At 65.3% G+C, this 23768-nt stretch carries 18 protein-coding genes; 11 read left to right on the top strand and 7 right to left on the bottom strand.

From position 1 onward, the window contains the following. Positions 1–933 precede the first annotated feature (933 nt). On the top strand, positions 934–2958 hold the full coding sequence (locus K426_RS21280; protein ID WP_066562201.1) for an elongation factor G: 2025 nt from the start codon (positions 934–936) through the stop codon (positions 2956–2958). Positions 2959–3127: 169 nt separating this feature from the next. On the opposite strand, the gene K426_RS21275 is transcribed toward K426_RS21280, so the two are convergent. Beyond that, on the bottom strand, positions 3128–3547 hold the full coding sequence (locus K426_RS21275; RefSeq protein ID WP_066562199.1) for a hypothetical protein: 420 nt from the start codon (positions 3545–3547) through the stop codon (positions 3128–3130). Positions 3548–3653: 106 nt separating this feature from the next. After that, positions 3654–4016 (bottom strand): hypothetical protein, encoded by a 363-nt coding sequence (locus tag K426_RS21270; RefSeq protein WP_066563708.1) that lies wholly within the window; start codon positions 4014–4016, stop codon positions 3654–3656. A gap of 114 nt (positions 4017–4130) precedes the next feature. Here K426_RS21270 and K426_RS21265 point away from each other — a divergent pair, with 114 nt between their 5' ends. Genes K426_RS21265 through fixJ form a run of 3 tightly spaced genes read left to right on the top strand, consistent with a single transcriptional unit; the run spans position 4131 to position 6769 of the window. Further along, positions 4131–4946: a universal stress protein gene (locus K426_RS21265; RefSeq protein WP_066562194.1), complete on the top strand. Its 816-nt coding sequence runs from the start codon at positions 4131–4133 to the stop codon at positions 4944–4946. 20 nt (positions 4947–4966) lie between these two features. After that, a complete protein-coding gene (locus tag K426_RS21260) occupies positions 4967–6142 on the top strand; it encodes a sensor histidine kinase (protein WP_066562192.1) in 1176 nt (391 codons plus the stop codon). Between the two features lie 3 nt (positions 6143–6145). Then, complete coding sequence (fixJ, locus tag K426_RS21255) at positions 6146–6769, top strand: response regulator FixJ (protein ID WP_066562190.1); 624 nt, start codon at positions 6146–6148, stop codon at positions 6767–6769. A gap of 179 nt (positions 6770–6948) precedes the next feature. Here fixJ and K426_RS21250 read toward each other — a convergent pair whose 3' ends face one another. The 3 genes from K426_RS21250 to K426_RS21240 all read right to left on the bottom strand — a co-directional run bounded on the left by K426_RS21250 (position 6949) and on the right by K426_RS21240 (position 9053). Beyond that, positions 6949–7743: a DUF2182 domain-containing protein gene (locus K426_RS21250; protein ID WP_066562189.1), complete on the bottom strand. Its 795-nt coding sequence runs from the start codon at positions 7741–7743 to the stop codon at positions 6949–6951. Then, positions 7743–8375, bottom strand: a complete 633-nt coding sequence (locus tag K426_RS21245; protein ID WP_066562188.1) for a DUF1326 domain-containing protein — start codon at positions 8373–8375, stop codon at positions 7743–7745. The genes K426_RS21250 and K426_RS21245 overlap by 1 nt, the downstream gene beginning before the upstream one ends. A gap of 78 nt (positions 8376–8453) precedes the next feature. After that, entirely contained in the window at positions 8454–9053 is a 600-nt protein-coding gene (locus K426_RS21240; protein WP_066562186.1) for a TetR/AcrR family transcriptional regulator, read from the bottom strand. Positions 9054–9161: 108 nt separating this feature from the next. Between K426_RS21240 and K426_RS21235 the strand changes: the two genes are divergently transcribed. From K426_RS21235 to K426_RS21225, 3 genes are read left to right on the top strand one after another with little or no spacing between them, the layout of a single operon-like run. Continuing rightward, positions 9162–12125, top strand: coding sequence for a DUF2339 domain-containing protein (locus tag K426_RS21235; RefSeq protein WP_066562184.1), 2964 nt, complete (start codon positions 9162–9164; stop codon positions 12123–12125). Between the two features lie 24 nt (positions 12126–12149). After that, entirely contained in the window at positions 12150–15545 is a 3396-nt protein-coding gene (locus tag K426_RS21230; protein ID WP_237230130.1) for an acyl-[ACP]--phospholipid O-acyltransferase, read from the top strand. 42 nt (positions 15546–15587) lie between these two features. After that, positions 15588–16433, top strand: a complete 846-nt coding sequence (locus K426_RS21225; protein WP_066563703.1) for an oxygenase MpaB family protein — start codon at positions 15588–15590, stop codon at positions 16431–16433. Here K426_RS21225 and hutC read toward each other — a convergent pair. Both hutC and K426_RS21215 read right to left on the bottom strand, forming a co-directional pair. Next, positions 16354–17151 (bottom strand): histidine utilization repressor, encoded by a 798-nt coding sequence (gene hutC / locus K426_RS21220; RefSeq protein ID WP_082748969.1) that lies wholly within the window; start codon positions 17149–17151, stop codon positions 16354–16356. The genes K426_RS21225 and hutC overlap by 80 nt on opposite strands. Beyond that, complete coding sequence (locus K426_RS21215) at positions 17148–18476, bottom strand: formimidoylglutamate deiminase (RefSeq protein ID WP_145907552.1); 1329 nt, start codon at positions 18474–18476, stop codon at positions 17148–17150. Before K426_RS21215 ends, hutC begins: the two co-directional genes overlap by 4 nt. Positions 18477–18555: 79 nt before the next feature. Here K426_RS21215 and hutI point away from each other — a divergent pair, with 79 nt between their 5' ends. Genes hutI through hutU form a run of 4 tightly spaced genes read left to right on the top strand, consistent with a single transcriptional unit; the run spans position 18556 to position 23752 of the window. Next, the gene (hutI, locus tag K426_RS21210) at positions 18556–19746 is read left to right on the top strand and encodes an imidazolonepropionase (RefSeq protein ID WP_443018232.1); all 1191 of its coding nucleotides are present in this window, start codon (positions 18556–18558) and stop codon (positions 19744–19746) included. Beyond that, positions 19743–21266 carry a histidine ammonia-lyase gene (gene hutH, locus K426_RS21205; RefSeq protein ID WP_066562177.1) on the top strand — a complete coding sequence of 508 codons (1524 nt, stop codon included), beginning with the start codon at positions 19743–19745 and terminating at the stop codon, positions 21264–21266. The genes hutI and hutH overlap by 4 nt, the downstream gene beginning before the upstream one ends. Further along, entirely contained in the window at positions 21263–22057 is a 795-nt protein-coding gene (gene hutG / locus K426_RS21200; RefSeq protein WP_066562175.1) for an N-formylglutamate deformylase, read from the top strand. Before hutH ends, hutG begins: the two co-directional genes overlap by 4 nt. 27 nt (positions 22058–22084) lie before the next feature. After that, a complete protein-coding gene (hutU, locus tag K426_RS21195; RefSeq protein WP_066562173.1) occupies positions 22085–23752 on the top strand; it encodes a urocanate hydratase in 1668 nt (555 codons plus the stop codon). Positions 23753–23768: the final 16 nt, after the last annotated feature.

Raw genomic sequence — 23768 nt, 5'->3', positions numbered from 1 at the left:
ACGATCAATGGCTTTCCAGTTCATGAGTTTATTGGAAATGACAATTTGGGGTTCAGAGCGGGAAATAGCTTATCATAACTCTGGATTCGACCTCGTCGACCTGATCAGGCTCTTGCCCAGGACCGCGTAGGTCATCATACTGGTGTTGCACAACGGGCCACCAACTTCCTCAAATATAACGCATCCTCGGTCTCAAGTGGCGCTCTGCCCTGTCCCACTCGCCATTCGAGAAGCGGGCGTCCTGGTTCGCGCTCGTTTGGGCTGAGGGGAGCGCGCCCGAACCCTCCAACCGCTTCAGCTTCTGCAACTGCCCCACCACCGCCAAATAGGGTAGACCAGCAACGACAGCTTCCGGTTCAAAAACAGCTCGGTCCAACTAAAGGAGAAAACTATCTTGACCCACCAATGACATTCGAAACATAACCATCAGGCAGGAAACTTCTCGTTGAAAGGCCCGAGTCAGTTTTCGAGGCAATCAACACGGATGCCTTTTAGCAGCCAGTGAACCGGCGAGATCTTCAGTGAACCAGATATACGGATCTTTGCTTCCTCTGCTATTGACTGCCATCGCGCTCCTTTGGATCGCAGGCATAGCGTGGTTCTGGCACCTTCAGTCAAAATCGAGAGGCATGGTCACGGTCACAATTTTCGACAGGCTGCTGACGATCGTCTGGCTGCCAGCATATCTGAGCACGCTTCTATTTCTTTCAGTCGCATATATTTGGGACCGCTATATCAAGGCGAGATGATTTTATGGCAGATGGCCTCATAGAGAGACCGCCATATTTCCTTCTCCATCAGGATCGTCATCTGTCGCCCATAATATGCGACTGACGATCTCGCCCTTGCGTTCCGATCGATATCGCGCGAACATCCCCCCTTCCCAACGACCGCCTTCGCCAAGAAAGACGGGTGGATTGGAGGAGAGCCAGGATGAGCGTCTGTTGTACACGGGCCATCGCGCTCGTCGGCCCCGCCGGAGGGGGCAAGACCAGCCTTGCGGAAGCGATGCTGTTCATAACCGGGGCAATCCCGCGCCAGGGATCGGTACAGGCGGGAAACAGCGTGGGCGACGCCAGCCCGGAAGCCCGAGAGCGCGGCAGTTCGACCGAGCTCAACCTGATGCATTTCGAATGGATGGGCGACCGTTTCGCGTTGATCGACGTGCCGGGCGCGCCGGGTTTCGCGGCGGACGGGGCGATCGCGCTCGACATGGCCGACCTTGCCATCGTGGTGATCGATCCCGATCCGGAGCGGGCCGCCCTCGCCCAGCCGGTGCTGCGCAGGCTGGAGCGGTCGGGCATCCCGCACGCGCTGTTCGTCAACAAGATCGATCAGGCGCGGGGCAGCATAGAGGATCTGCTCACAGCGCTCGCGCCGATGAGCGCCGCCGCGCTGGTGGCGCGCCAGATTCCGATCCGCGCCGGGGAACGAGTCGCGGGCTTCGTCGACCTCGCGCTGGAGCGGGCCTATCATTATGAGGTGGGCAAGAAATCCCAGCAGGTCGCGCTCGCCCCGCATGTGAAGGATGATGAAAGCGCGGCGCGCTTCCACATGCTGGAACAACTGGCCGACCATGACGATCTGCTGCTGGAACAGTTGCTGTCCGACGAACAACCGAGTCTCGATACTGTCTTTGCCGATCTGGCGCGGGAAACCGCGAGCGGGCTGATCGTGCCGGTGCTGTTCGGTTCCGCGTCGAATGGCTTTGGCATCCGGCGGCTGCTGAAGATGCTGCGCCATGACACGCCGATGGCGGCGCAGACGGCGGAGCGGCTCGCGATCCGGGGGGAAGCGGCGCAACTTTTCAAGATTTCCCACGCCGCGACGGTGGGGCGGCTTGCGCTGGCCCGCATCTTCGGCGGCCCGCTTGCCGATGGGGCGGAGATGGTCGACGGCGACGGGCGGCCGTTGCGGCCCGGCGGGCTGTTCGCGATCCAGGGCGCGGCCACGACCAAGATTCCGTCGGCGAAGCCGGGCGCGATCGTCGGCATCGCGAAGATCGAGGGCGTCCAGGCGGGCGATGCGATCGGCATGGCGGGGACGGTCCCGTCGACAGGCCTTGGGGTGGAAAAAGCGGCGGCCAATTGCGCGCTGGCGATCGCGGCCAAAGACCATAAGGACGAGGTCCGGCTTTCCACCGCGCTCAACCGGCTTGCCGAAGAAGATGCCGGTCTGCATTGGGATCAGAACGAAGGGTCGCGCGAAACCCTGCTCCACGGCATGAGCGAGGATCACCTCGCCGTCGCGCTGGACCGGCTGAAGCGGCGCTATGGCGTTGCCGTGTCGGTCCACGCGCCGACCATCGCCTACCGGGAATCGATCCGCAAGGCGGTCACGCAGCGTGGGCGGCACAAGAAACAGTCGGGCGGCCACGGCCAGTTCGGAGATGTGGTGCTGGAAGTCCGTCCGCTCGAACGCGGAGAGGGCATAAGGTTCGAGGAACGGATCACCGGCGGCGCGGTGCCCAAGCAATATATTCCCGCAGTCGAGAAAGGCGTGATGGATGCCGTGGCGAAGGGTCCGCTCGGCTTTGCGGTGGTCGATGTCACCGCCGCGCTGGTGGACGGCTCATTCCACAGCGTCGACAGTTCGGAACTGGCCTTTCGCACCGCCGGGCGCATGGCCATGTCGGACGCGCTGGCGGCGGCATCGCCCTATCTGCTGGAGCCCATCGCCCATGCGACGATCATGAGCCCAAGCGCCGCGACATCACGCATTACCTCCGCCGTGGCGAGCCACCGGGGCCAGATGCTGCGCATGACGGCGCTGGACGGCTGGTTCCACTGGGATGTGCTGGAAGTCCTTTTGCCCGAGGCGGGCTTGCAGGGGCTGGAAGCGGAAATCCGGTCGATGAGCCAGGGCATGGCGCATTATGAAGCGCATTTCGATCATCTGGCGGAGGTCAGCGCGAAGCTGGCGGACAGCATCGTGCACCGGGCGAGGGAACCGGCTTAGGGCCAATCGACATTCAGATGATGACGTGCCGAAAATGGTGGTTTTTCGTGACCCGGAGCGCAGCGTACTAAAAGTACGTGAGCACCGGAAGCACGAAAAAGCGTCATTTGCAGGCCGTCAGGGCTGAATGTCGATTGGCCCTAGGGCAAGACGCCGGGCTGCAAATGTCTCAGGGATTCTTCTTGGACTGGCCGAAATTGCTGCCGCTTTGCCCCGGATTCGTGCCGGACTGGCCAGGCGGGGCGCTACCGCTGGCGGGATTGGAACCCGACTGGCCGGGCGTCGTCCCGTTCTGGCCGGGCGCACTGCCTGAATTGCCGGGTGGAGTGGAGGAGGAGGAGCTTCCCGCGCCCGGCGTGGCGGAGGATGCGCCTGTCGAGGAAGAGCTTCCATCGGCGCCCGATGCTCCGGCATAGCGCGCGATAAGCGCCGCGCTGTCATCCAGGGCGCCGGTGATCGATTGCCCCAGAGCCCAGGACGCCATCGCCACCGAACCGGCCAGCAAGCCAAGCAGCAACGCATATTCCGCCGCAGACGCGCCGGAACGATCCGCCGCCATTCTTGCGATCAGCCCCTTGATCTGCGGCATTTATTCCCCCCTGCCCCATTTCAGTTGCAGGATGCGCCTTTTTGCGAATGATGTAAAATCGATTAACCCTGATGAAGCCATTCCGCCGCGGTGAAGGCGGATGCGATCAGGCCGGGTTCAGCCCCTTCACGACGAAGGGCAGGCATTCCCCATCCGGATCGGTCAGCGTCAGATAGGCGCCCGGCTGGATGGTGTGCGCGTCCAGCCGGTAGATTTTCTCGTCATCCGCCTCCCCCGGCTCATAGGACAGCGCCCAGCCGTGCCGGGTGTGCAGCAATGTGCCGTGCCGGTCCGGCTCGTTAGGCCAGAAACGGCGGGCGGTCGCCAGTTCGGGATGGATGCGATATTCCTTTTCATCGATCAGGCCGCCGCTGCCCAGCGGCAGGCGCAGCACATAGCTTCGCGCCGCCGATCCATTGGGAAAGGCCGGCGTCCGGGCAAGTTCGAGGCGTATGGTCGTCCAGCTCATGACCATTGCAATCGGATTCCGCCGCGAAAAGAGATATAAGGATTATTCCTGATGGCGACCGCGCCGAGGCAGTCCTAGCCATATGGGGAAGAGACGCTTGCCGGGAGACAGACAATGAAATCGGTCCTGCTGCACATTCATGAAGATCATGGCGCGGAAAGCCGCTTGCAGGCAGCCTGCGATTTGGCCCGCGCATCGGGCGCGCATATCCATTGCGTGCAGGTGACCGCCGTGCCCGATTTCGTCGCGGCGGACATGTATGGCGGCGCATCCATGGCCCCGGCGATGATGGCCGAACTCTACGACATCGACGAAAAGGCCCGGACACGCATAGAGGACCGGCTGCGCCGGGAGGGTGTGAGCTGGGACTGGCGCCATGTGGAGGGCGATGTCGTCCATGGCCTGCTGTCCGCCGCGACGCTGACCGACGGCATGATCGTCACCCTGCCGGCTGGCCCGCGCAAGGAATTTGCCGATCCGCTGCACCTGGCCGCCGATCTGGCGCTGGCCGGGCGGGTTCCGGTGATCGCCGTGCCGCAGGAGGCGAAGTCCTTTCCGGTCACGGGCCGCGCAGTCGTGGCATGGGAGGGTTCGCAGGAAGCCTCCGCCGCGCTGCGCCTGTCCGTGCCGCTGCTGAAACTGGCGGAGGAAGTGCATGTCGTGACGGTCGAGGAAGCGGGCAAATATCCCTTCCCGGCGACCGATGCGCCGGAATATCTGGCCCGCCACGGCATCAAATGCCAGTTCCACACCTGGCCGCAGGACGGCCGCACCGTCGAAGCGGCGCTGAAGGCCGCCATCGGCGTGCTGAAGCCGGACTGGATGGTGATGGGCGCCTTCGGCCATAGCCGCCTGAGGGAAATGGTGTTCGGCGGCGTGACCCGCGCCCTGCTGCGCGAAGTGCATGTTCCGCTCTTGCTGGCGCACTGAAGCCACGGCATGGTGGGGGCATGGCGGTAGCGGACGACGAAACCGATGGATTGACGCAGCGCGAGCATAGTCTGGAACAGGCTCTGCTCGGCTCCATCCTGGCGACCGTGCCGGACGCGCTGATCGTCATCGACATGCGCGGGCAGATCGTGTCGTTCAGCGCGGCGGCGCAGCGCATGTTCCAATATGCCGAAAGCGACGTGCTGGGCGAAAATATCTCGATGCTGATGCCCTCCCCCGATCGGGAAAGGCATGACGGCTATATCCATCATTATCTGTCGACCGGGGAAAAGCGGATCATCGGCGTCGGCCGCCTGACCAGCGCGCGGCGGCGGGACGGGTCGACCTTTCCCATCGAACTGTCGGTGGGCGAGGTGCAGGATGAGGGGCGGCGGCTGTTTACCGGCTTCATCCGCGACCTCACCGAAAGCCAGCAGGCCGAGCGGCGCGTGGCCGATTTGCAGGCGGAGCTGGCCCATGTCGGCCGCGTGACGGCGATGGGAACGCTGGCCTCCGCGCTGGCGCATGAACTCAACCAGCCCCTGACGGCCATCGCCAATTATCTGGAGGCGGGGCGCGACATGCTCGACGCCGAAGGGCCGGTGGACCGGGAATTGCTGCGCGAGGCGATGGCGGAAAGCGCGAACCAGGCGCTGCGCGCGGGCGAGATCATCCGGTCCCTGCGCGAGTTCATCAAGCGCGGCGAAACCATGCGCCAGCCCGAACCCCTGCGCGGGCTGCTGGCGGAAGGGGCGGCGCTGGCCTTCATCGGCGTCGACAGCCGGGGGCTGGACATGGACATCAGCGTCGATCCGCGCGTCGACAAGGTGCTGGTCAACCGGGTGCAGTTGCAGCAGGTCATCATCAACCTCACCAAGAACGCCGTGGAGGCAATGGCCGACAGCCCGGCGCGCATCCTGCGCCTGTCCGCCCTTCCCGACGAAAACGGCCGGGTGGAGGTGATCGTCGCGGACAGCGGGCCGGGGTTGGCGCCGGAAATGTCGCGCACGCTCTTCAACCCCTTCACCACCACCAAGGCGTCCGGCATGGGCGTCGGCCTATCGATCAGCCAGACCATCATCGAAGGGCATGGCGGGCGCATCTGGGCTGCGCCGTCGCAATGGGGCGGCACGGCCTTTCACTTCACCCTGGACGCGGTGGACGGCTCGCAAAATGCGGCCAGCAAGGAAGAATAGGGCATGAGCGAAGCATTCCCCATCTATGTCGTGGACGATGACGAGGCGATCCGGCGGTCGCTGTCCTTCATGTTGAAGACGAGCGGTTTCGCCGTGAAGCTGTTCGAGGGCGGCTTACCCTTTCTGAAGGAAGCCGCCAATCTGGAGCCGGGCTGCGTGCTGCTGGACGTGCGGATGCCCGACATAGACGGGCTGGCGGTGCAGCGCGAGCTGCGGGCGCGGGGCATCATGCTGCCGGTGGTCATCATGACCGGGCATGGCGACATCGACATGGCGGTGACGGCGATGAAGGCGGGGGCGAGCGACTTCATCGAAAAGCCGTTCGAAAAGGCGGCGCTGATGGGTTGCGTCGATGCGGCGCGGCAGGTGGCTGTTGCGGATCGCGGGGCGGGCGCGCGGGCCGACGACGCCCGGGCGCGGCTCAACATCCTGACCGAGCGGGAACGGGAAGTGCTGGACGGGCTGGTGGAAGGATTGCCCAACAAGACCATCGCCTATGATCTGGGCATCAGCCCGCGCACCGTGGAAATCCACCGCGCCAACCTGATGCAGAAGCTTGAGGTGAAAAGCCTGGCCGAAGCGTTGAGGATCGCCTTCCACGCGGGGATGGAAAAGGGCGAGGCGTGATGGGCAGACGTCTGGTTTTGGTCATTTCCGGACATTTTCGAAGTTCGTCATCCCCGCGAAGGCGGGGATCCATCTCCTGACCTAACCGCTTGATGCAACGCTGGGAGATGGATTCCCGCCTTCGCGGGAATGACAAAACAGGAAGCGTCCGCCTTCCACCCCTTCCCGCAAATAAACCCTCACCCCACCAATATCACCCACCCCCAGAGGATGCAGCCAAGCCCGGCCGCCACAGAAACCGCGCGACCCCAGGGCAACAGCTTTTCCAGCGCGACGAGCAGCGTCAGCAGCGCGATCCAGGCGAGGTTCATGATCCCGCCAGCGAACAGCAACGCCATCAGCATCCAGCAGCAACCCACGCACCAGGCGCCGTGGAGCATCCCCATGCGCAGCGCGCCGGTCCATCCCGGCCGGAAATGGCGGCTGAGGAATTGCGCGGGGCTACGACACTGGCGCAGGCAGGCGTCCTTCCACGGGCTGATCTGATAGACCCCCGCCGCGATCAGCAGCGCGGCGGCGAGCGGTCGGCTGGAGGTCGCCATCGCCATGGGGGAAAGCATCGCCGCTTTGGCCAGGCGCCATTGCGCCAGCGTGGCGATGAGGGAAAAGACGCCCCAGACAAGGAGATAGCCCAAGGTGAAGCTCTCCGTCGCGGGGCGCGCGGTGGCATGTACGGCGCGGGCGTAAAGCAGGATCGTCGGCGCGGCGGAGGGGAGCATCATCGCGACCATCATCACCCACCACATGGCGAGCGTCACGACGAACTGCGTCGCTGCCCAGGGTCCATCGCCGGGCATCATCATCGCCAGCATCGGCTCTTCGGCAAGGCCCGAGGGCAGCAGCGAAACCGTCGGAGCCATGCCCATGCCCGCGCCTGAAAATAGCCAGCTCCATGCCAGCGCGATCAGCACCGCCAACGCGACAAGGGAAATCAAGCGGTGCCGGGCGAGCACCGCGCTCCATAACGGCACCATCAGCCCCTGACGACGCCGTGGCTGTCGAGATGGAGATAGGCGAACTGGCCGTAGCTGGATGCATGGTCGAGCTGCATCGGCGCGATCGATCGACTCGCGCCGGAGCCGACCTCCGCCACCTCATATTCGAAACCTTCGGGCAGGTGGATCTGGGCGCGGATTTCCGATCCGTCGACCGGGCTGCGGATCGGTTCGCCGTCCATTTCCAGATGGCCGGCGATGCGCAGGCGGCCCTTGCGCCCTTCCACGTCGACCTCGAAGTCCACGGGGACGAAGCTTGGCTCGTGCATGGTCGTGATGGTGGAGGCGAAGACCGCGAAGACGGTCGCCATCGGCGCGGTGTCGCCGCCGGTCATGATCGTCAGCAGGGCGTTGCGTTGGGCTTCCGTCGCCCGTTCGTCGACGAAGGCGGCGCATTCGCCCTGCCCTTCATGAATGGGGCCAGGCCAGCGGAAGACGGCGGCGATGTTGAGGCCGGACAGGTCGGTATTGCCATGGCGGCCTTCATCGATGGCGAAACCGAAGGCGGCCTGGCAATGGCCCTTGTCGGGCAGGCCGCCGAACTGGCAGTTACAGCCATATTCGCAGTTGCAATTGGCGAATTCCCGGCCCTTGAGCATCCAGTAGACCATGATGCGACTCCCCTGACAGTGGGGCGGACTATAGCAGATTCAGACGGCTGCGTCGCGTTCCCCTATTGCCTCCATATGTTACAGATTTGCCCCGGCGGCCCTCAATGATTCCTTGACGCGGGCCGTGGCCATTTCGAGCGGGTCGGTCTCCCCCAAAAGGGCGAAGCTGCCGTTGAGCGCGAAGGTGCAGTGGCCGTGGACGGTCGCCACCAGCGAGCGGGCGAGGCGTGACGCGACGTCCCTTGTGTGCGGCGGCAGGACGGCGGCGACTTCGCGCACGACGACTTCGGTAAGGCCTGCGCGCTGGCGGGCATAATCCTCCGGCAGGGGGACGCCGGGCGGCAAGCGATGATCGTAGATCGCCATCCAGATATTCATATTGTCCTGGGCAAAGCTGAAATAGCCCTCCACCAGCGCGGCGATGCGGTCCGCCGGGTTGCTGGCGAGACGTCGCTCCAGAAAGGCGGCCCAGAGGTCGAAGGTGCGCGTGTTGATGGCGGCGATCAGCCGGTCGTAGCTGCCGAAAACATTGTAGAGCGTGCCGACCGAATAGCCGATGCGTTTGGCCACTTCGCGCGAGGAGAATTTGGCGAAGCCGGTTTCGGCCATGTGGCGGTGTCCTTCCGCAAGGATCAGCGCCTCCAGTTCTTCGCGGCTATGGTCGGACCGTCTTCCCATGCCAGAGCGATAGTGAAAGAATTGAACGCTGTCTAATTATTTTATTGAACAGTGTCTAATTTTACGCTAGTGCGATGATCGTTCCGCAGGGTTTCAGGGGTGCGACTCATGTTCATGGCGCTTGTTCTGCTGGCTTTCGGGGTGATTCTGTTCGACATGCGCGGGCGGCTGAAGGCCGCCGAACGGCGGTTGGCGGCATTGGAAGGGACCAGCGTTGACATTGGCGTTTCCCTTACCCACGACCGTCACCCAGGCACCGGCGGGGGTCCATCTCCTGAGCGTTCGCCTTGGGGTGAGATGCGGGAAATGGATTCCCGCCTTCGCGGGGATGACGAAGAGAGGGATGAGCGCGCGCTACGTCCCGCGGCGATTGTGGAGCGGCGAGCGGACAGTGTGACAGCCCCTCCTCCGCCGCCGATCGAGGCAATCGCGGCCGAACCGGAGAAGCCCATCGCAGCCCCTGTCCGCCCCTCCTTCGGTTTCGAGGAACTCTTCGGCCGCCGCCTGCCGATCTGGGCAGGCGGGGTGACGCTGGCGGTCGCGGGGGTTTTGCTGGTCAAATATTCGATCGACGCGGGCTTGCTGTCGCCATTGGTGCGGATCGTGCTGGGGCTGTTGTTCGGCGGGGCGCTGATCGGGTGCGCCGAGGCTGCCTTGCGGCTGGAGGAGCGGGTGCGCGATGCGCGGGTGCGGCAGGCGCTTTCCGGGGCCGGTCTGGCGACGCTCTATGTCAGCATCCTGGCGGCGCATACGCTGTATGGTCTGGTGGGACCGGGGGTCGCCTTTGCCGGGCTGGCGGGGGTGACCGGGCTGGCCATGGCGCTGTCGCTGCGTTTCGGAGCGCCAAGCGCGTTGCTGGGGCTGGTGGGCGGCCTGGCGGCGCCTGCGCTGGTCCAGGCGGGGCAGCCCAATGTGCCGTTGCTGAGTTGCTATCTGGCCTTGGCGGTGGGCGGACTCACCGTGCTGTCGCGGGCACAGCGGTGGATGTGGCTGGGCGTCAGTGCGCTGATCGGCGGGGCGGCTTGGGGCGCGGTGATGCTGGCCGTGGGGGCGTTGGATTGGGCGTCCTCGCTTTCAGTCGGGTTACTGGTGCTGATGCTGGGCGTGGTGCTGCCGCTTTTCGCCTTTTCGGGCGCGCGGGCGGTGCTGTTGCGGGTCGGCGCAGCGGTCGTCGCGGCGGCGCAAATGGCGGCTTTGGTGGCGATGGGCGGTTTTTCGCTGTTGCATTGGGGACTGTTCGGGCTGCTTTCGGCCGCGCTGCTGTGGCTGGGGCGGGATGCGGCGCTGCGGCCTCTGGCGGCGGTCGGGCTGGGCGTTGCGCTGCTGTTGGCGGCGGTCTGGCCCGATCCGGAGATGGGACGCTTTGCGCTCGTCATGCTGGGGATGGTGGCGATTTATGGTGGGGCGGCCCTGTGGCGGGTCTGGCGCGGGGGCACGCTGGTCGAGGCGGGGCAAGTCGCCGGGTTGGCGCTGGGCGGTTTTTCCCTGGGGCTGGGGCATTTCTGGCGCGAGGGGCTGGACGGGGAATTTGCCCTGCTGGCGCTGGCGGCGGCAGGATTGCCGGGGGTCGCGATGCTGACCGGCTGGAGTTGCGAGGGGCGGCGGGAGGATGCGCGCTTCGTGACGCTGGCGAGCGCGGCGGCGCTGCTGCTGGTCGTGGCCGGTGGGCTGGGGCTGGCGGGGTGGATGCTGGCGGTGGTGATCGCGGCGGTGGCGGCGGGGCTGCTGATGCTGGCGGAACGGGCCGGGGATCGGCGGGTCGAATGGAGTGGCTGGGGCTTCGCCTTTGGCACGGTCGTGGCTTTGGCTGGATCGGATGAGGTGGTCCGGCTTTGGGGCGGCGCGGCGGCGGACGCTGCCTGGCAGGGGGTAATATGTTGGGCGGCGGGCGCGTCGATGGCGGCGTTGTTCGCCTGGCGGGCGCGGTTCGTCGAGGGCCGGATGGTGGCGCAGGGCGCGGCCGTGCTGCTCGCTTATGGGGCGGTGGCGCAGGCGGTGCCTGCAATCTGGGTGCCGGTGGGAGCGGCTTTGGGTCTGGCCCTGTTGGCGGAAGGCGCGCGGAAACTGGCCGTGGGACGGATGGCGCCTGGGTTGGGCGTGGCTCTGACGGTGGTGGCGCTTTGGGCATGCTGGCCGGTGGGACTTTGGTCGGGGCGGGCCTTGCTGTCGCTGGTGGGCGAGCCGATGCTGGCGCGGGATTTGCCGGGGATCGGGGAAGCGGTGCGGCGTCTGGTGGTGCCTGCGGTGATGTTGGGCTTTGCCTTGTGGCGGGCTCGTTCGGTTGTCGGGGTGATCGAACGGCGGGTCGGATGGGTTGTCGCGGCGGTGCTGGGCGGGGTCGCCGTGCATGTCGGGTATAAGCAGGTCTTCGGGCTGGAGAGCTGGGACGATGTGACGCGCCTCGCCTTGGCGGAGCGGACGCTTTGGGAGGGGCTTTTGATTGGAGCCGGGTTCGTGGCTTGGCGGATGGAGCGACTGGCCCTCCCCCGACCTTTCCCGCCGCTATTGGGACGGGCGGTCGGAGGACTGCTCGCGGGTGCGGGGTTGGCGCATTTGCTGGTCTATACCGTTGTGCTGCATGATCCGCTGTGGTTTCCGCAGGCGGTGGGGAGCTGGCCGGTTTTCAATCTGCTGTCGGCTGCTTTTGCACTTTCCTTCGCGGCGCTTTGGGTCGTCGGGGCTTGGGCTCCGCGCCTGGCGGACGGGTTGCGGATGGGGCTGATCGCGCTGTCCGGGATAGCCTTGCTGCGGCAGCTTTTCGTCGGCTCCCTGCTGACCGTGCCGGGGGTCGGTCAAGCGGAGGACATATTGCGGTCCGTGCTGGCTTTGGGGCTGGCGATCGGCTTTCTGCTCTGGGGCATCCACAGGAAAGCCGGGGATTGGCGGATCGCTTCGCTGCTGTTGATGCTGGCGGCGGTGGCCAAGGTGTTCCTGTTCGATGCCTCCGGCCTCACCGGCCTGCTTCGGATCGCATCCTTCCTGGCTTTGGGGTTCAGCCTGATCGGGATCGGATGGCTTTATAATCGCGTGTTGCGCGAGCCGCTTAACAACTCCGCGACAAATGCTGCATAATGCGTGAAGGACGGGGGTAAGAAAATGTCCGCACCTGATCTGTCTTTGCTGGGTAAACGCCGTTTCGCGCCCTTGTTCGTGGTGCAGTTTCTGGGCGCGTTCAACGACAATCTGTTGAAGTTCGCTCTGTTGTTCCTGGCCAATTTCGGCCTCTATCGCGCTGAGCCGGACAAGGCGGAGCTGCTGGCGACGATCGCCACGGGCCTGTTCATCCTGCCCTATTTCCTCTTTTCCGCGCTGGCGGGACAGTTGGCGGACGCCTGGGACAAGGCGAAGCTGGTGCGGGCGGTGAAGGCGGCGGAGGTCGTCATCATGGCGCTGGCCGTCACCGGATTTTGGCTGGAATCGGTGCCGGTGCTGCTATCTTGCCTGTTCCTGATGGGGCTGCATTCGACGATCTTCGGGCCGGTCAAATTCTCGATCCTGCCGCAGCATTTGCGGCCTGAAGAGATTATGGGCGGGACCGGGCTGATCGAAGCGGGGACTTTCCTTGCGATCCTGAGCGGGCAGTTGCTGGCGGGCGTCATTCCGCCCTGGGAAGCAGGCATGGTCGCGGTCGGGCTGGCGACGCTGGGGTTTCTGGTCAGTCTGGCGGTGCCGACCGCGCCGACGGTGGTGCCGGGGCTGCGGATCGAGCGGAATGTGTTCAGGAGTACCTGGCATATATTGAAAGCCGCCCGGCATGGGCGGGGCGTGTGGCTGTCGATCCTGGGGATAAGCTGGTTCTTCGCGGTGGGCGCAGTGCTGCTGGCGGAATTCGCGCCTTTGGTGAGCGGGGTTCTGAAAGCGCGGCAGGAGGTCGCCACCTTCTTCCTGCTGATCTTCTCGATCAGCGTGGCGCTGGGGTCGATGCTGGTGAACCGGCTGCTGGGCGGGCATGTGTCGGCGCGGTTCGTGCCGGTGTCCGCGCTGGCGCTGGCGGGGTTCATGATCGATCTGTGGCTGTCGACCAGTGCTTATGTCCCCGTGCATTCGGGCGCGGGCATTGCCGTATTCGTCGGGTCGCCGGGGAGCTGGCGGATCATGGTCGATCTGTTCGGCATCGCCTTTGCGGGCGGGATGTTCATCGTGCCGCTCTACGCCATTCTTCAGACGCACAGCCCGCGTGAGGAGCGGTCGCGGACCATCGCCGCGAACAATATCGTCAATGCGGCGACCACGGTGGCGGTCGTATCGGCGGTGACGGCGATGCTGGCGCGGGGGGAGAGCGTGCCCGGCGTCATCGGGGTGATGGGCTTTGCGACTCTGGTCGTTGCGTTGATTAGCTGCTGGTTGCTGCCGGAGACGGTCATCAAGGCGATCGTGCGGGGGCTGCTGCGGCTTTGCTACCGGGTGGAGGTGCATGGGGCGGAGAATATGCCCGGCGTCGGGGAACCGGCGGTCGTGGTGGTGAACCATGTGTCGTTTCTCGACGGCTTGCTGCTGGCGGCTTTCCTGCCTGGCAAGCCGACTTTCGCGGTGCATACGCGGATCGCCAAGGCCTGGTGGGTGAAGCCTTTCCTGCCGCTGTTCGATGCCTTTCCGGTCGATCCGACCAATCCCCTGTCGGCCAAGGCGATGGTGAAGGCGGTGCGGGAGGGGCGGACTTTGGTGATTTTCCCCGAAGGCCGGATCACCGTGACCGGCGCGCTGATGAAGGTGTTCGACGGCCCCGGCATGGTTGCGGACAAGGCCGATGCGCCGATCATCCCGGTGCGGATCGATGGGGCGCAGTTCACGCCTTTCTCGCGGCTGCGGGGCAAGGTGCGGTTACGGCGTTTCCCCAAGATTTCGCTGACCGTGCTGCCGCCGCGCCGCTTCGCCATAGAGGGCGAGATGACGGCGCGGGCGCGGCGGGCGATCGCCGGGCGGCGGCTCTATGACGAGATGAGCCAGATGATGTTCGCGACCTCAGACACGGATCGCACCCTGTTCGAAGCGCTGCTGGAGGCGCGGCATGTCCATGGCGCGGGCGCGCTGGTGGTCGAGGATGTGAAGCGCGAGCCGCTGAGTTACGGGCGGCTGGTGACGGGCGCGCTGGTGCTGGGGCGGGCCTTGGGCCGTTCGACGCGGCAGGGGGAAGCGGTCGGCGTGCTGCTACCTAATGTGGCGGGGGTGGCGGTGGCTTTCTTTGCCTTGCAGGCTGGCGGGCGCGTGCCGGCGATGCTGAATTTCACGGCGGGGCTGGCGAACCTGAAAGCGGCCTGCACTGCCGCGCAAATCAGAACGATCGTGACCGCCCGGGCCTTTGTCGAACAGGGGAAGCTGGGCGACGTCGTTGCCGGGCTGGAGGCCGAGGGGATTGCTGTCCTCTGGCTGGAGGATGTGGCGGCGGGCATCGGGATCGGCGCAAAGCTACGGGGGTTGATCGCCAGCCGCTTTGCCGGGCGGGCGCATAAGCGGCTCAGGGTTACGCCGGACGATGCGGCGGTCATTCTCTTCACCAGCGGGTCGGAGGGGTTGCCCAAGGGGGTGGTGCTGACCCATCGCAACCTGCTGGCCAATTGTCGCCAGTTGGCGGCTCGGATCGATTTCAATTCCGCCGATGTGGTGTTGAACGCCTTGCCTGTGTTCCATAGTTTCGGGCTGACCGGCGGGACTTTGCTGCCGATCTTCCATGGGGTGAAGACGCTGCTCTATCCCAGTCCGCTGCATTACCGGATCGTGCCGGCGCTCGCCTATGACGCCAATGCGACGATCCTGTTCGGGACGGACACCTTCCTGTCGGGCTATGCGCGGATGGCGCATGGCTATGATTTCTATTCGCTGCGCTACATCTTCGCGGGGGCCGAGCGGGTGCGGGAGGAGACGCGCAAAATCTATGCCGAGAAGTTCGGGCTGCGCATCCTGGAAGGCTATGGCGCGACCGAAGCGGGACCGGTGATCGCGGTCAACACGCCGATGCATTTCCGCGCCGGATCGGTCGGGCGGCTGCTGCCGGGGATCGAGGCGCGGCTGGACGAGGTGCCGGGGATCAGCGAGGGCGGGCGGCTCTCGATCCGGGGGCCGAATATCATGGCGGGCTATATGAAGGCCGATGCGCCGGGCGTGCTGCAACCGCCGGAGGGCGGATGGCATGATACGGGCGACATCGTGACCATCGATGAGCAGGGCTTTGTGACCATAAGAGGGCGGGCGAAGCGCTTTGCCAAGATTGGCGGCGAGATGATTTCCCTACCCGCCGTGGAAGGCTATGCTTCGGCAGTCTGGCCGGAGGCCGAGCATGCGGTGGTGACGCGCCCGGATGCGCGCAAGGGGGAACAGTTGGTGCTGTTCACCACGGCGCGGGAGGCGAAGGCGGCGGCTTTGCAGGCCTGGGGTAAGGCACATGGGGTGGCGGAACTGGCTCTGCCGCGGGAGATCAGGGTGCTGGACGCGCTGCCTTTGTTGGGAACCGGGAAGACGGATTATGCGTCGATGACGCAGATGGCGGCCGGGTAGGAGAGCTGATCCTCCCCATGCCTTCATGAGGAGGATCAGGTGATCGAACGTCCTTCGCACATGCTGCGGCGCCTGCTGGTGGGGCAGGTGCGAGGTGTGTTCCATGACAGCGCGAAGGGGGAGAAGCCGGTCAAGGCTTCGGATCTGGCGCTATATCCGCCCGGCTCGGTGATCCGGCGGGTGCATGGCGATGTCACCAGCATGATGATCGGCGGGGTGAGCGCCTTGCTGATGCAGATGCTGCATCCCGCCGCGCTGGCGGGGATTTGGGATCATAGCAGTTTCCGCGACGATATGCTGGGGCGGCTGCGGCGGACGGCGCGGTTCATCGCGGTGACCACCTATGCCGAGCGGGCGGAGGCGGAAGCGGCGATCGCGCGCGTGCGGCAGGTGCATGAGCATGTGCGGGGGACTTTGGCTGACGGCACGGCTTATGCGGCGAGTGATCCCTGGTTGCTCGCCTGGGTGCATGTTTGCGAGGCGATGAGCTTTCTGGATGCGTGGATCGCTTATGGAGAGCCGTTCATGTCGCTGGCCGAGCAGGACCGCTATTTTGCGGAGACCGCCCTGGTGGCGCGAGCCCTGGGGGCTGACCCGGTGCCGGAAAGCCGGGCGCAGGCGGTGATGTTGATGGCGCGCTTTCGCGACGAGCTGGCGGTGACGGAGCGGACGCGGGAAGTGGCGCGGAGAGTGTTGCACCAGCCTGCGCCTTCGATTGCGTTGGCTCCGGCGCAGGCGATGATGATGCAGGCTTCCGTCGCCTTGCTGCCGGGGTGGGCGCGGCGGATGCATGGGTTTTCGGTGCCGGTCATGGCATGGCCCTTGGTTCGGGTAGGGGCTTTTGCCTTGGCCGGGACGATGCGATGGGCTTTCCGGGGGAAGCGCTGATTGAGAGTCCGGCGTGGAAGTGGGCGGTCAGCGCGTAACGGTCGCCGGGGTAGAGCATGCGGGCGTAGGTGATGCGTTCCTCGCCACGCCATGTCCAGCGCTCCAGCGCCAGACAGGCGGCGTTTTCCGGGGACTGGAGGCTTCCCGCCGTCGCTTTGTCGGCGGTGATGGCGGTGATGCGATGTTCGGCTTCGGTCCAGGGAACATGAGCGAGCAGCCAGGAGCCGGGAGGCTCGGTGGAGAAATCCGCCTCTGCCGCTTCGGGGACGGCGGCAAGGTTGATCAGCCGCTGTTCGAGGGCATAGGGCAGGTCTTCAGCGAAATGGCGGCATTCGATCGCCAGCAATTCGCCGTCCGCGATGCGCAGCAGCGTCTTGTCGTCCGCCGTCGCCTTGCGCCGCTCGCAGCGCAGCAGGTCGAGGCGGTAGGCAAGGCCTTGCCCCTCGACCTCGGCGCGGATGTCCGGGATTTCAAGCGCTGCGCGGTGGAAGCGGGGGGCGGCGACGAAGGTGCCCGCGCGCTTGCGGCTTTCGAGCAGGCCCGATTGCACCAGCGAGCGCAGCGCTTTGTTCACCGTCATGCGGGAGCAGCCATAGGTCTCCATCCACTCATGCTCGTAGGGGATGCGGTGGCCGGGACGCCATTGCCCCGACATGATGCGGCCTTCTATGTCGCGGCGGATGCGGCTGTGGAGCGCGTCTGTCTGGGGACGGGTCAATCGAGCAGAGCCTTGAGCAATTGGGTGTAACGCGCCTCTATGGCGGGGCGGGCGTGGTGGAGGCCCGCGCTAACCCGCTTCTTGCCGGCGCACCAGACGCTATCAATGTCGGCGCGGGCGAAGATCCAGCTATCGAGCAGATGATCGCCTGAGCGGGCTGCGGTGGCGGGGTTATCGCGGCGGAGGGTCACGATGTCGGCGCGGGCGCCGGGGGTGAGGGCTGCGGGGACGTGGCCCAACGCCTGAGCGCCACTTTGGGCATGATGGTAGAGGCTGGCGCCGGTGGATTGGCCTGGGGCTGTGAGTAGGTTACGGCCCTGATGGATCAAGCGCTGGCCATATTCCAGAAGGCGCAGTTCGGCGGCGGCGTCGATTTCGACGTTGGAATCGGAGCCTATGCCGATCCGGCCGCCCTGGGCGAGGAAGGATCGGGCGGGGAAGAGGCCATCGCCCAGATTGGCTTCGGTGATGGGGCATAGGCCGACAGTGGCGCCGCTTTTCGCGACGGGGCCAAGTTCGCTGTCGGTGACGTGAGTGGCGTGGACGAGGCACCAGCGGCGGTCGACCGGGGCGTGATCCATCAGCCATTCGACCGGGCGCTGGCCGCTCCAGGCGAGGCAGGCTTCGACCTCGGCACGCTGTTCAGCGATGTGGATATGGATGGGCCCGTCCGGCGCAAGAATTGTGACGTCCGCCAGTTCTTCAGGCGTGACGGCGCGGAGGCTGTGGGGCGCCACGCCCAATATCGCGTCGAGGGGCTTGAGGGCTTCCATCAGGCGGGAAAAACTGTCCCGGCTGTGGAGGAAGCGGCGTTGGCTTGTCGTCGGGCGCGCGCCGCCGAAGTCGGAATGGGCGTAGAAGACCGGGAGCAGGGTCAGCGCCATGCCCGTCTCCTGGGCGGCTTCCGCAATTGCTTCGGCCATGGCGGCGGGGTTGGCATAAGGGACGCCGCTAGGGTCGTGGTGGAGATAGTGAAACTCCCCGACGCTGGTGAAGCCGCTTTCCAGCATTTCGGCATAGGCCAGCGCGGCGATGGCATGCAGGCCATCGGGATCGAGGCGATCGACAAAGCGGTACATCGCCTCGCGCCAGGTCCAGAAGCTGTCTTTGCCCGCCCCCGCCCTCTCGGTGAGGCCCGCCATGGCGCGCTGAAAGGCGTGGCTGTGGACATTGGGCAAGCCTGCGAAGGCAGGGCCGTGGCGTTCGTCTTCAGGTGCGGGGCTGGTGTCGGGGGTGATGGTCGCGATCTGGCCGCCGCTCAGGGTGATGCGGACGCCGCTGCGCCAGCCTTCGGGGAGCAAGGCCTGTTCGAACCAGAGCGCCATTCTCTTCCTTCTCTGGACAATGGTGATAGTACGCATTTAAGTATATACATTATTGAGTCGATGCCAGTGGGAAATGACGATGCCCCCTCCCTGCGATAGAGTCTGGACCCATGCGCGGATCGCGACCTTGCGGGGTGACGTGCCAGTGATCGAGGGCGGCGCGGTGGGCGTGCGCGGGGGTCTGATCTGCTATGCCGGACCTGCCGGGGACGCGCCGGACGCGGTGGAAGTCATCGACTGCGCCGGGCGTTGGATCACGCCGGGACTGATCGATTGCCACACCCATCTGGTGCATGGCGGCGATCGGGCGGCTGAGTTCGAGATGCGGCTCGCCGGGGCCAGCTATGAGGAGATTGCGCGGGCTGGGGGCGGGATTGTCTCCACCATGCGGGCCACGCGCGAAGCGAGCGAGGATGCGCTGGTGGCGAGCGCCCTGCCCCGGCTGGACGCGCTGATGGCCGAAGGCGTCACCACGGTCGAGGTGAAGTCGGGCTATGGGCTGGACCTTGAGAATGAAGCGAAGATGCTGCGCGCGGCGCGGCGCTTGGGGGAAGCACGGCCTGTGTCAGTCGCTACGACTTTTCTGGGCGCGCATGCGATTCCGCCGGAATTTGCCGGGGATGCGGAGGGCTATGTCGATCTGCTGATCGAGCGGGTCTTGCCAGCGGTGGCGCCGCTGGCCGACGCGGTGGATGGCTTTTGCGAGGGGATCGGCTTTTCGCCTGCCCAGATCGGGCGGTTGTTCGCGGCGGCGCGGCGGCTTGGCTTGCCGGTGAAGTTGCATGCGGAGCAATTGTCCAACCTGCATGGCGCGGAACTGGCGGCCCGGCATGGGGCCTTGTCGGCGGATCATCTGGAGCATCTGGACGAGGCGGGCGTGGCCGCCATGGCGCGGGCCGGAACGGTGGCGGTGCTGTTGCCGGGAGCCTTCTACTTCATGCGCGATAGCAAGGCGCCGCCCGTTGACGCGCTGCGGCGGGCGGGGGTGCCTATGGCGCTGGCGACCGACTGCAATCCGGGGACTTCGCCGCTGACATCGCTGCTGTTGGCGATGAATATGGGGGCGACCCTGTTCCGGCTGACCGTCGAGGAATGTCTGGCCGGGGTGACGCGGGAGGCGGCGCGGGCTTTGGGGTTGCTCGACCGGGTCGGGACTTTGGAGGTCGGCAAGAGCTGCGATCTCGCGATCTGGGACATAGAGCGGCCTGCCGAGCTGGTGTATCGCATGGGGTATAATCCGCTCCATGCCCGTATCTGGAGAGGACGATGATGCTCATTCCGGGCGAGGTTTCGCTGGGGCAATGGCGGGCGATCCATGAGGGCGCGGCAGTCGGGCTGGACCCGGCATCCGCACCCCGGATCGCGGCGGGGGCGGCGGCGGTCGAACGCATATTGGCGCGGCATGAGCCGGTTTACGGGATCAATACCGGCTTCGGGAAGCTGGCGAGCGTGAAGATCGGGGATGAGGATCTGGCGGCGCTTCAACGCAATATCGTGCTCAGTCATGCGGCCGGGACAGGCCTCCCCTCCCCTGTGCCGGTGGTGCGGCTGATGATGGCGTTGAAGCTGGCGAGTCTGGCGCAGGGGGCTTCGGGGATCAGGCCGCAGACCGTGGCCTTGCTGGAGACGATGCTGGCGCGGGGGCTGACTCCGGTTGTGCCGGCGCAGGGATCGGTAGGAGCGAGCGGCGATCTGGCCCCGCTGGCGCATATGACCGCCGCGATGATCGGGGTGGGTGAGATTTGGGTCGAGGACAAGCGTTTGCCTGCTGCGGAGGCTTTGGCGCGGGCTGCACTGACGCCGCTGGAGTTGGGACCGAAAGAGGGGTTGGCGCTGCTCAACGGGACGCAATTTTCCACCGCCAATGCCTTGGCGGGGTTGTTCGGGGCGGATCGGTTGTTCCGGACCGCGCTGGTGACCGGAGCGCTCTCGACCGAGGCGGCCAAGGGGACCGATGCCCCTTTCGATCCGCGTATCCATCGGTTGCGGCGGCATGCGGGGCAGATCGCGGTAGGGGAAGCCCTGGCCGCGTTGATGGCGGGGTCGGCCATTCGCGCTTCGCATCGGGCGGACGATCCGCGGGTGCAGGATCCCTATTGCCTGCGCTGCCAGCCGCAGGTGATGGGCGCGGCGCTGGATGTGATGCGGTCCGCCGCCGTGATTCTGGAGACGGAGGCCAATGGGGTATCCGACAATCCGCTGATCTTCGCGGAGACGGATGAGGCTTTGTCGGGCGGCAATTTCCATGCGGAGCCGGTGGCCTTTGCCGCCGACATGATCGCCATGGCGGTGTGCGAGATCGGGTCCATAGCCGAGCGGCGGATCGCGATGCTGGTCGATCCGGCCCTGTCGGGACTGCCCGCCTTTCTGACGCCCCGGCCGGGGTTGAACAGCGGCTTCATGATCCCGCAGGTGACGGCGGCGGCTCTGGTTTCCGAAAACAAGCAACGGGCCTTTCCGGCGAGCGTGGATTCCATCCCGACATCCGCCAATCAGGAGGATCATGTGTCGATGGCGGCGCATGGGGCGCGGCGATTGGCGGAGATGGTGGAGAATGCCGAAGGCGTGATCGGCATCGAATATCTGGCGGCGGCGCAGGGTTGCGATTTCCATGCGCCCTTGGCCTCCTCCGACGCGTTGGAGGCTGTGCGGGCGCGGCTGCGCGCCGAGGTGCCGCATCTGGAGGAGGACCGGCATTTCCATCCGGATATGGAGATCGCCAATCGGCTGGTGCGATCCGGCGCGGTGATAGAGGCGGCAGGGCTGGCTCTGCCGGGCTTGGTTGGATGAGCTGGCTGGAAGTCACTCCAGGCGAGGCGCCCTTGATCGTCGCCTTGCCCCATAGCGGAACCGATCTTGCCGATGTGGAGGCGGATTTCCGTTCGCCCGAACTGGCGCTGTGGGATGCGGATTGGTGGGTGGATCGGCTTTACGCCTTTGCCCGCGATCTGGACGTGACGGTCGTGCGGACGGCGGTTTCGCGGAGCGTTGTCGATGTGAACCGTGACCCGTCCGGGGCTTCGCTCTATCCGGGGCAGGCTACGACGGAATTGTGCCCGACGACGACTTTCGATGGGGAGCCGCTTTATGCGGGGGCCGTGCCCGATGAGACGGAGGTCGCCCGGCGGACCCAAGGCTGGTTCGTGCCCTATCATGCGGCGCTGACGGGGGAAATTGCGCGGCTGAGGGTGCGGCATGAGCGGGTAGTGCTCTATGATGCGCATTCGATCCGAAGCCATGTGCCCCGGCTGTTCGAGGGCGAATTGCCGCTGTTCAATATCGGTACTTTTGGCGGGGTGAGTTGTTCGCCTGTTCTCTCAGCCGCCGTGCAGGAGATTTGCGCGGCGAACGGGCAGAGCCATGTGCTGAACGGGCGCTTCAAGGGCGGGTGGACGACGCGCAACTATGGCGAACCGGACAAGGGCGTGCATGCAATCCAGATGGAGCTGGCGATGCGGGGGTATCTGGATGAAGCGGGCGCTTGGCCGCCGGTTTTCGATGCCGATTATGCCGCGCCGATGCGTGCCGTTCTGACCAAGATTTTGCGCCGATGCATCCGTTTTGCGGAAGCTCACGGCTGAATGCACAATAGCATATGAGGAAGCCTGATGACCCGTATCGATAACAGCCGCATGATCCGGCCCGCCACCGGCACGACGCTCAGCGCGAAAAGCTGGCTGACCGAAGCCCCCTTGCGGATGCTGATGAACAATCTCCACCCCGATGTGGCGGAGCGGCCGGAGGAGCTGGTCGTCTATGGCGGCATCGGGCGGGCGGCGCGCGACTGGGAGAGTTATGACCGGATCGTCGAGACGTTGCGGCGGCTGGAGGACGACCAGACTTTATTGGTGCAGTCGGGGAAGCCTGTGGGGGTGTTTCGCACGCATGTGGATGCGCCTCGCGTGTTGATCGCGAACAGCAATCTGGTGCCGCATTGGGCGAATTGGGAGCATTTCAACGAGCTCGATAAGCGTGGCCTCGCCATGTACGGGCAGATGACGGCAGGGTCGTGGATTTATATCGGCACGCAGGGGATCGTGCAGGGAACATACGAAACCTTCGTCGAGATGGGGCGGCAGCATCATGGCGGCGACCTTTCAGGGAAGTGGCTGCTGACCGCCGGTCTGGGGGGCATGGGCGGGGCGCAGCCTCTCGCGGCGGTGATGGCGGGGGCTTCCTGTCTCGCGGTCGAATGCCAACCGAGCCGGATCGAGATGCGGTTGCGGACGGGCTATCTCGACGCGGCGGCTTCTTCGATCGAGGAAGCCTTGGAGATCATTAAGAAGAGTTGCGCGGAACGGAAGCCGGTTTCGGTGGGGTTGTTGGGCAATGCGGCGGAGGTTCTGCCGGAACTCTATCGGCGCGGGGTGCGGCCAGACCTATTGACCGACCAGACCAGCGCGCATGATCCGGTGAATGGCTATCTGCCCATCGGGCGGACCGTCGCGGAGTGGATTGAGCGGCGGGAGCGGGAGCCGGAAGCAGTGGCGAAGGCCGCGAAGGCGAGCATGGCCGTGCATGTGCGCTCGATGCTGGACTTTCAGGCGGCGGGTGTGCCGACCACCGATTATGGCAATAATATCCGCCAGATGGCGAAGGATGAGGGGGTCGAGAACGCCTTCGATTTCCCCGGCTTCGTGCCGGCCTATATCCGGCCGCTGTTCTGCCGGGGGATCGGGCCGTTCCGCTGGGCCGCCTTGTCGGGCGATCCGGAGGATATCTACCGCACCGATGCCAAGGTGAAGTTATTGCTGCCCGATGACGCGCATCTGCACCATTGGCTGGATATGGCGCGGGAGCGGATTCACTTTCAGGGGCTGCCGGCGCGGATTTGCTGGGTGGGATTGGGGGACCGGCATCGGCTGGGGCTGGCCTTCAACGAGATGGTGGCGAAGGGCGAGTTGAAGGCGCCGGTAGTGATCGGGCGGGATCATCTGGACTCCGGCTCGGTCGCTTCGCCCAATCGGGAGACGGAGGCGATGAGGGACGGCAGCGATGCCGTTTCCGACTGGCCGCTACTCAATGCGTTGCTGAACACCGCTTCGGGCGCGACCTGGGTGTCGCTGCATCATGGCGGGGGGGTCGGAATGGGCTATTCGCAGCATGCGGGGATGGTGATCGTCGCGGATGGAACCGAGGCGGCGGCCAGGCGCTTGGAACGGGTGTTGTGGAACGATCCGGCGACCGGGGTGATGCGGCATGCGGATGCGGGTTATGAAATTGCGCGGGAGTGCGCTCGGGAGAAGGGGTTGGACTTGCCGGGAATTTTGGGATGAGATTGTTTCATATTAT

It is taken from the genome of Sphingobium sp. TKS, from assembly GCF_001563265.1.
Classification (GTDB): domain Bacteria; phylum Pseudomonadota; class Alphaproteobacteria; order Sphingomonadales; family Sphingomonadaceae; genus Sphingobium.
Note: the sequence above shows the minus strand (reverse complement) of the source record. Positions and strands in the feature narration are given on the sequence as shown.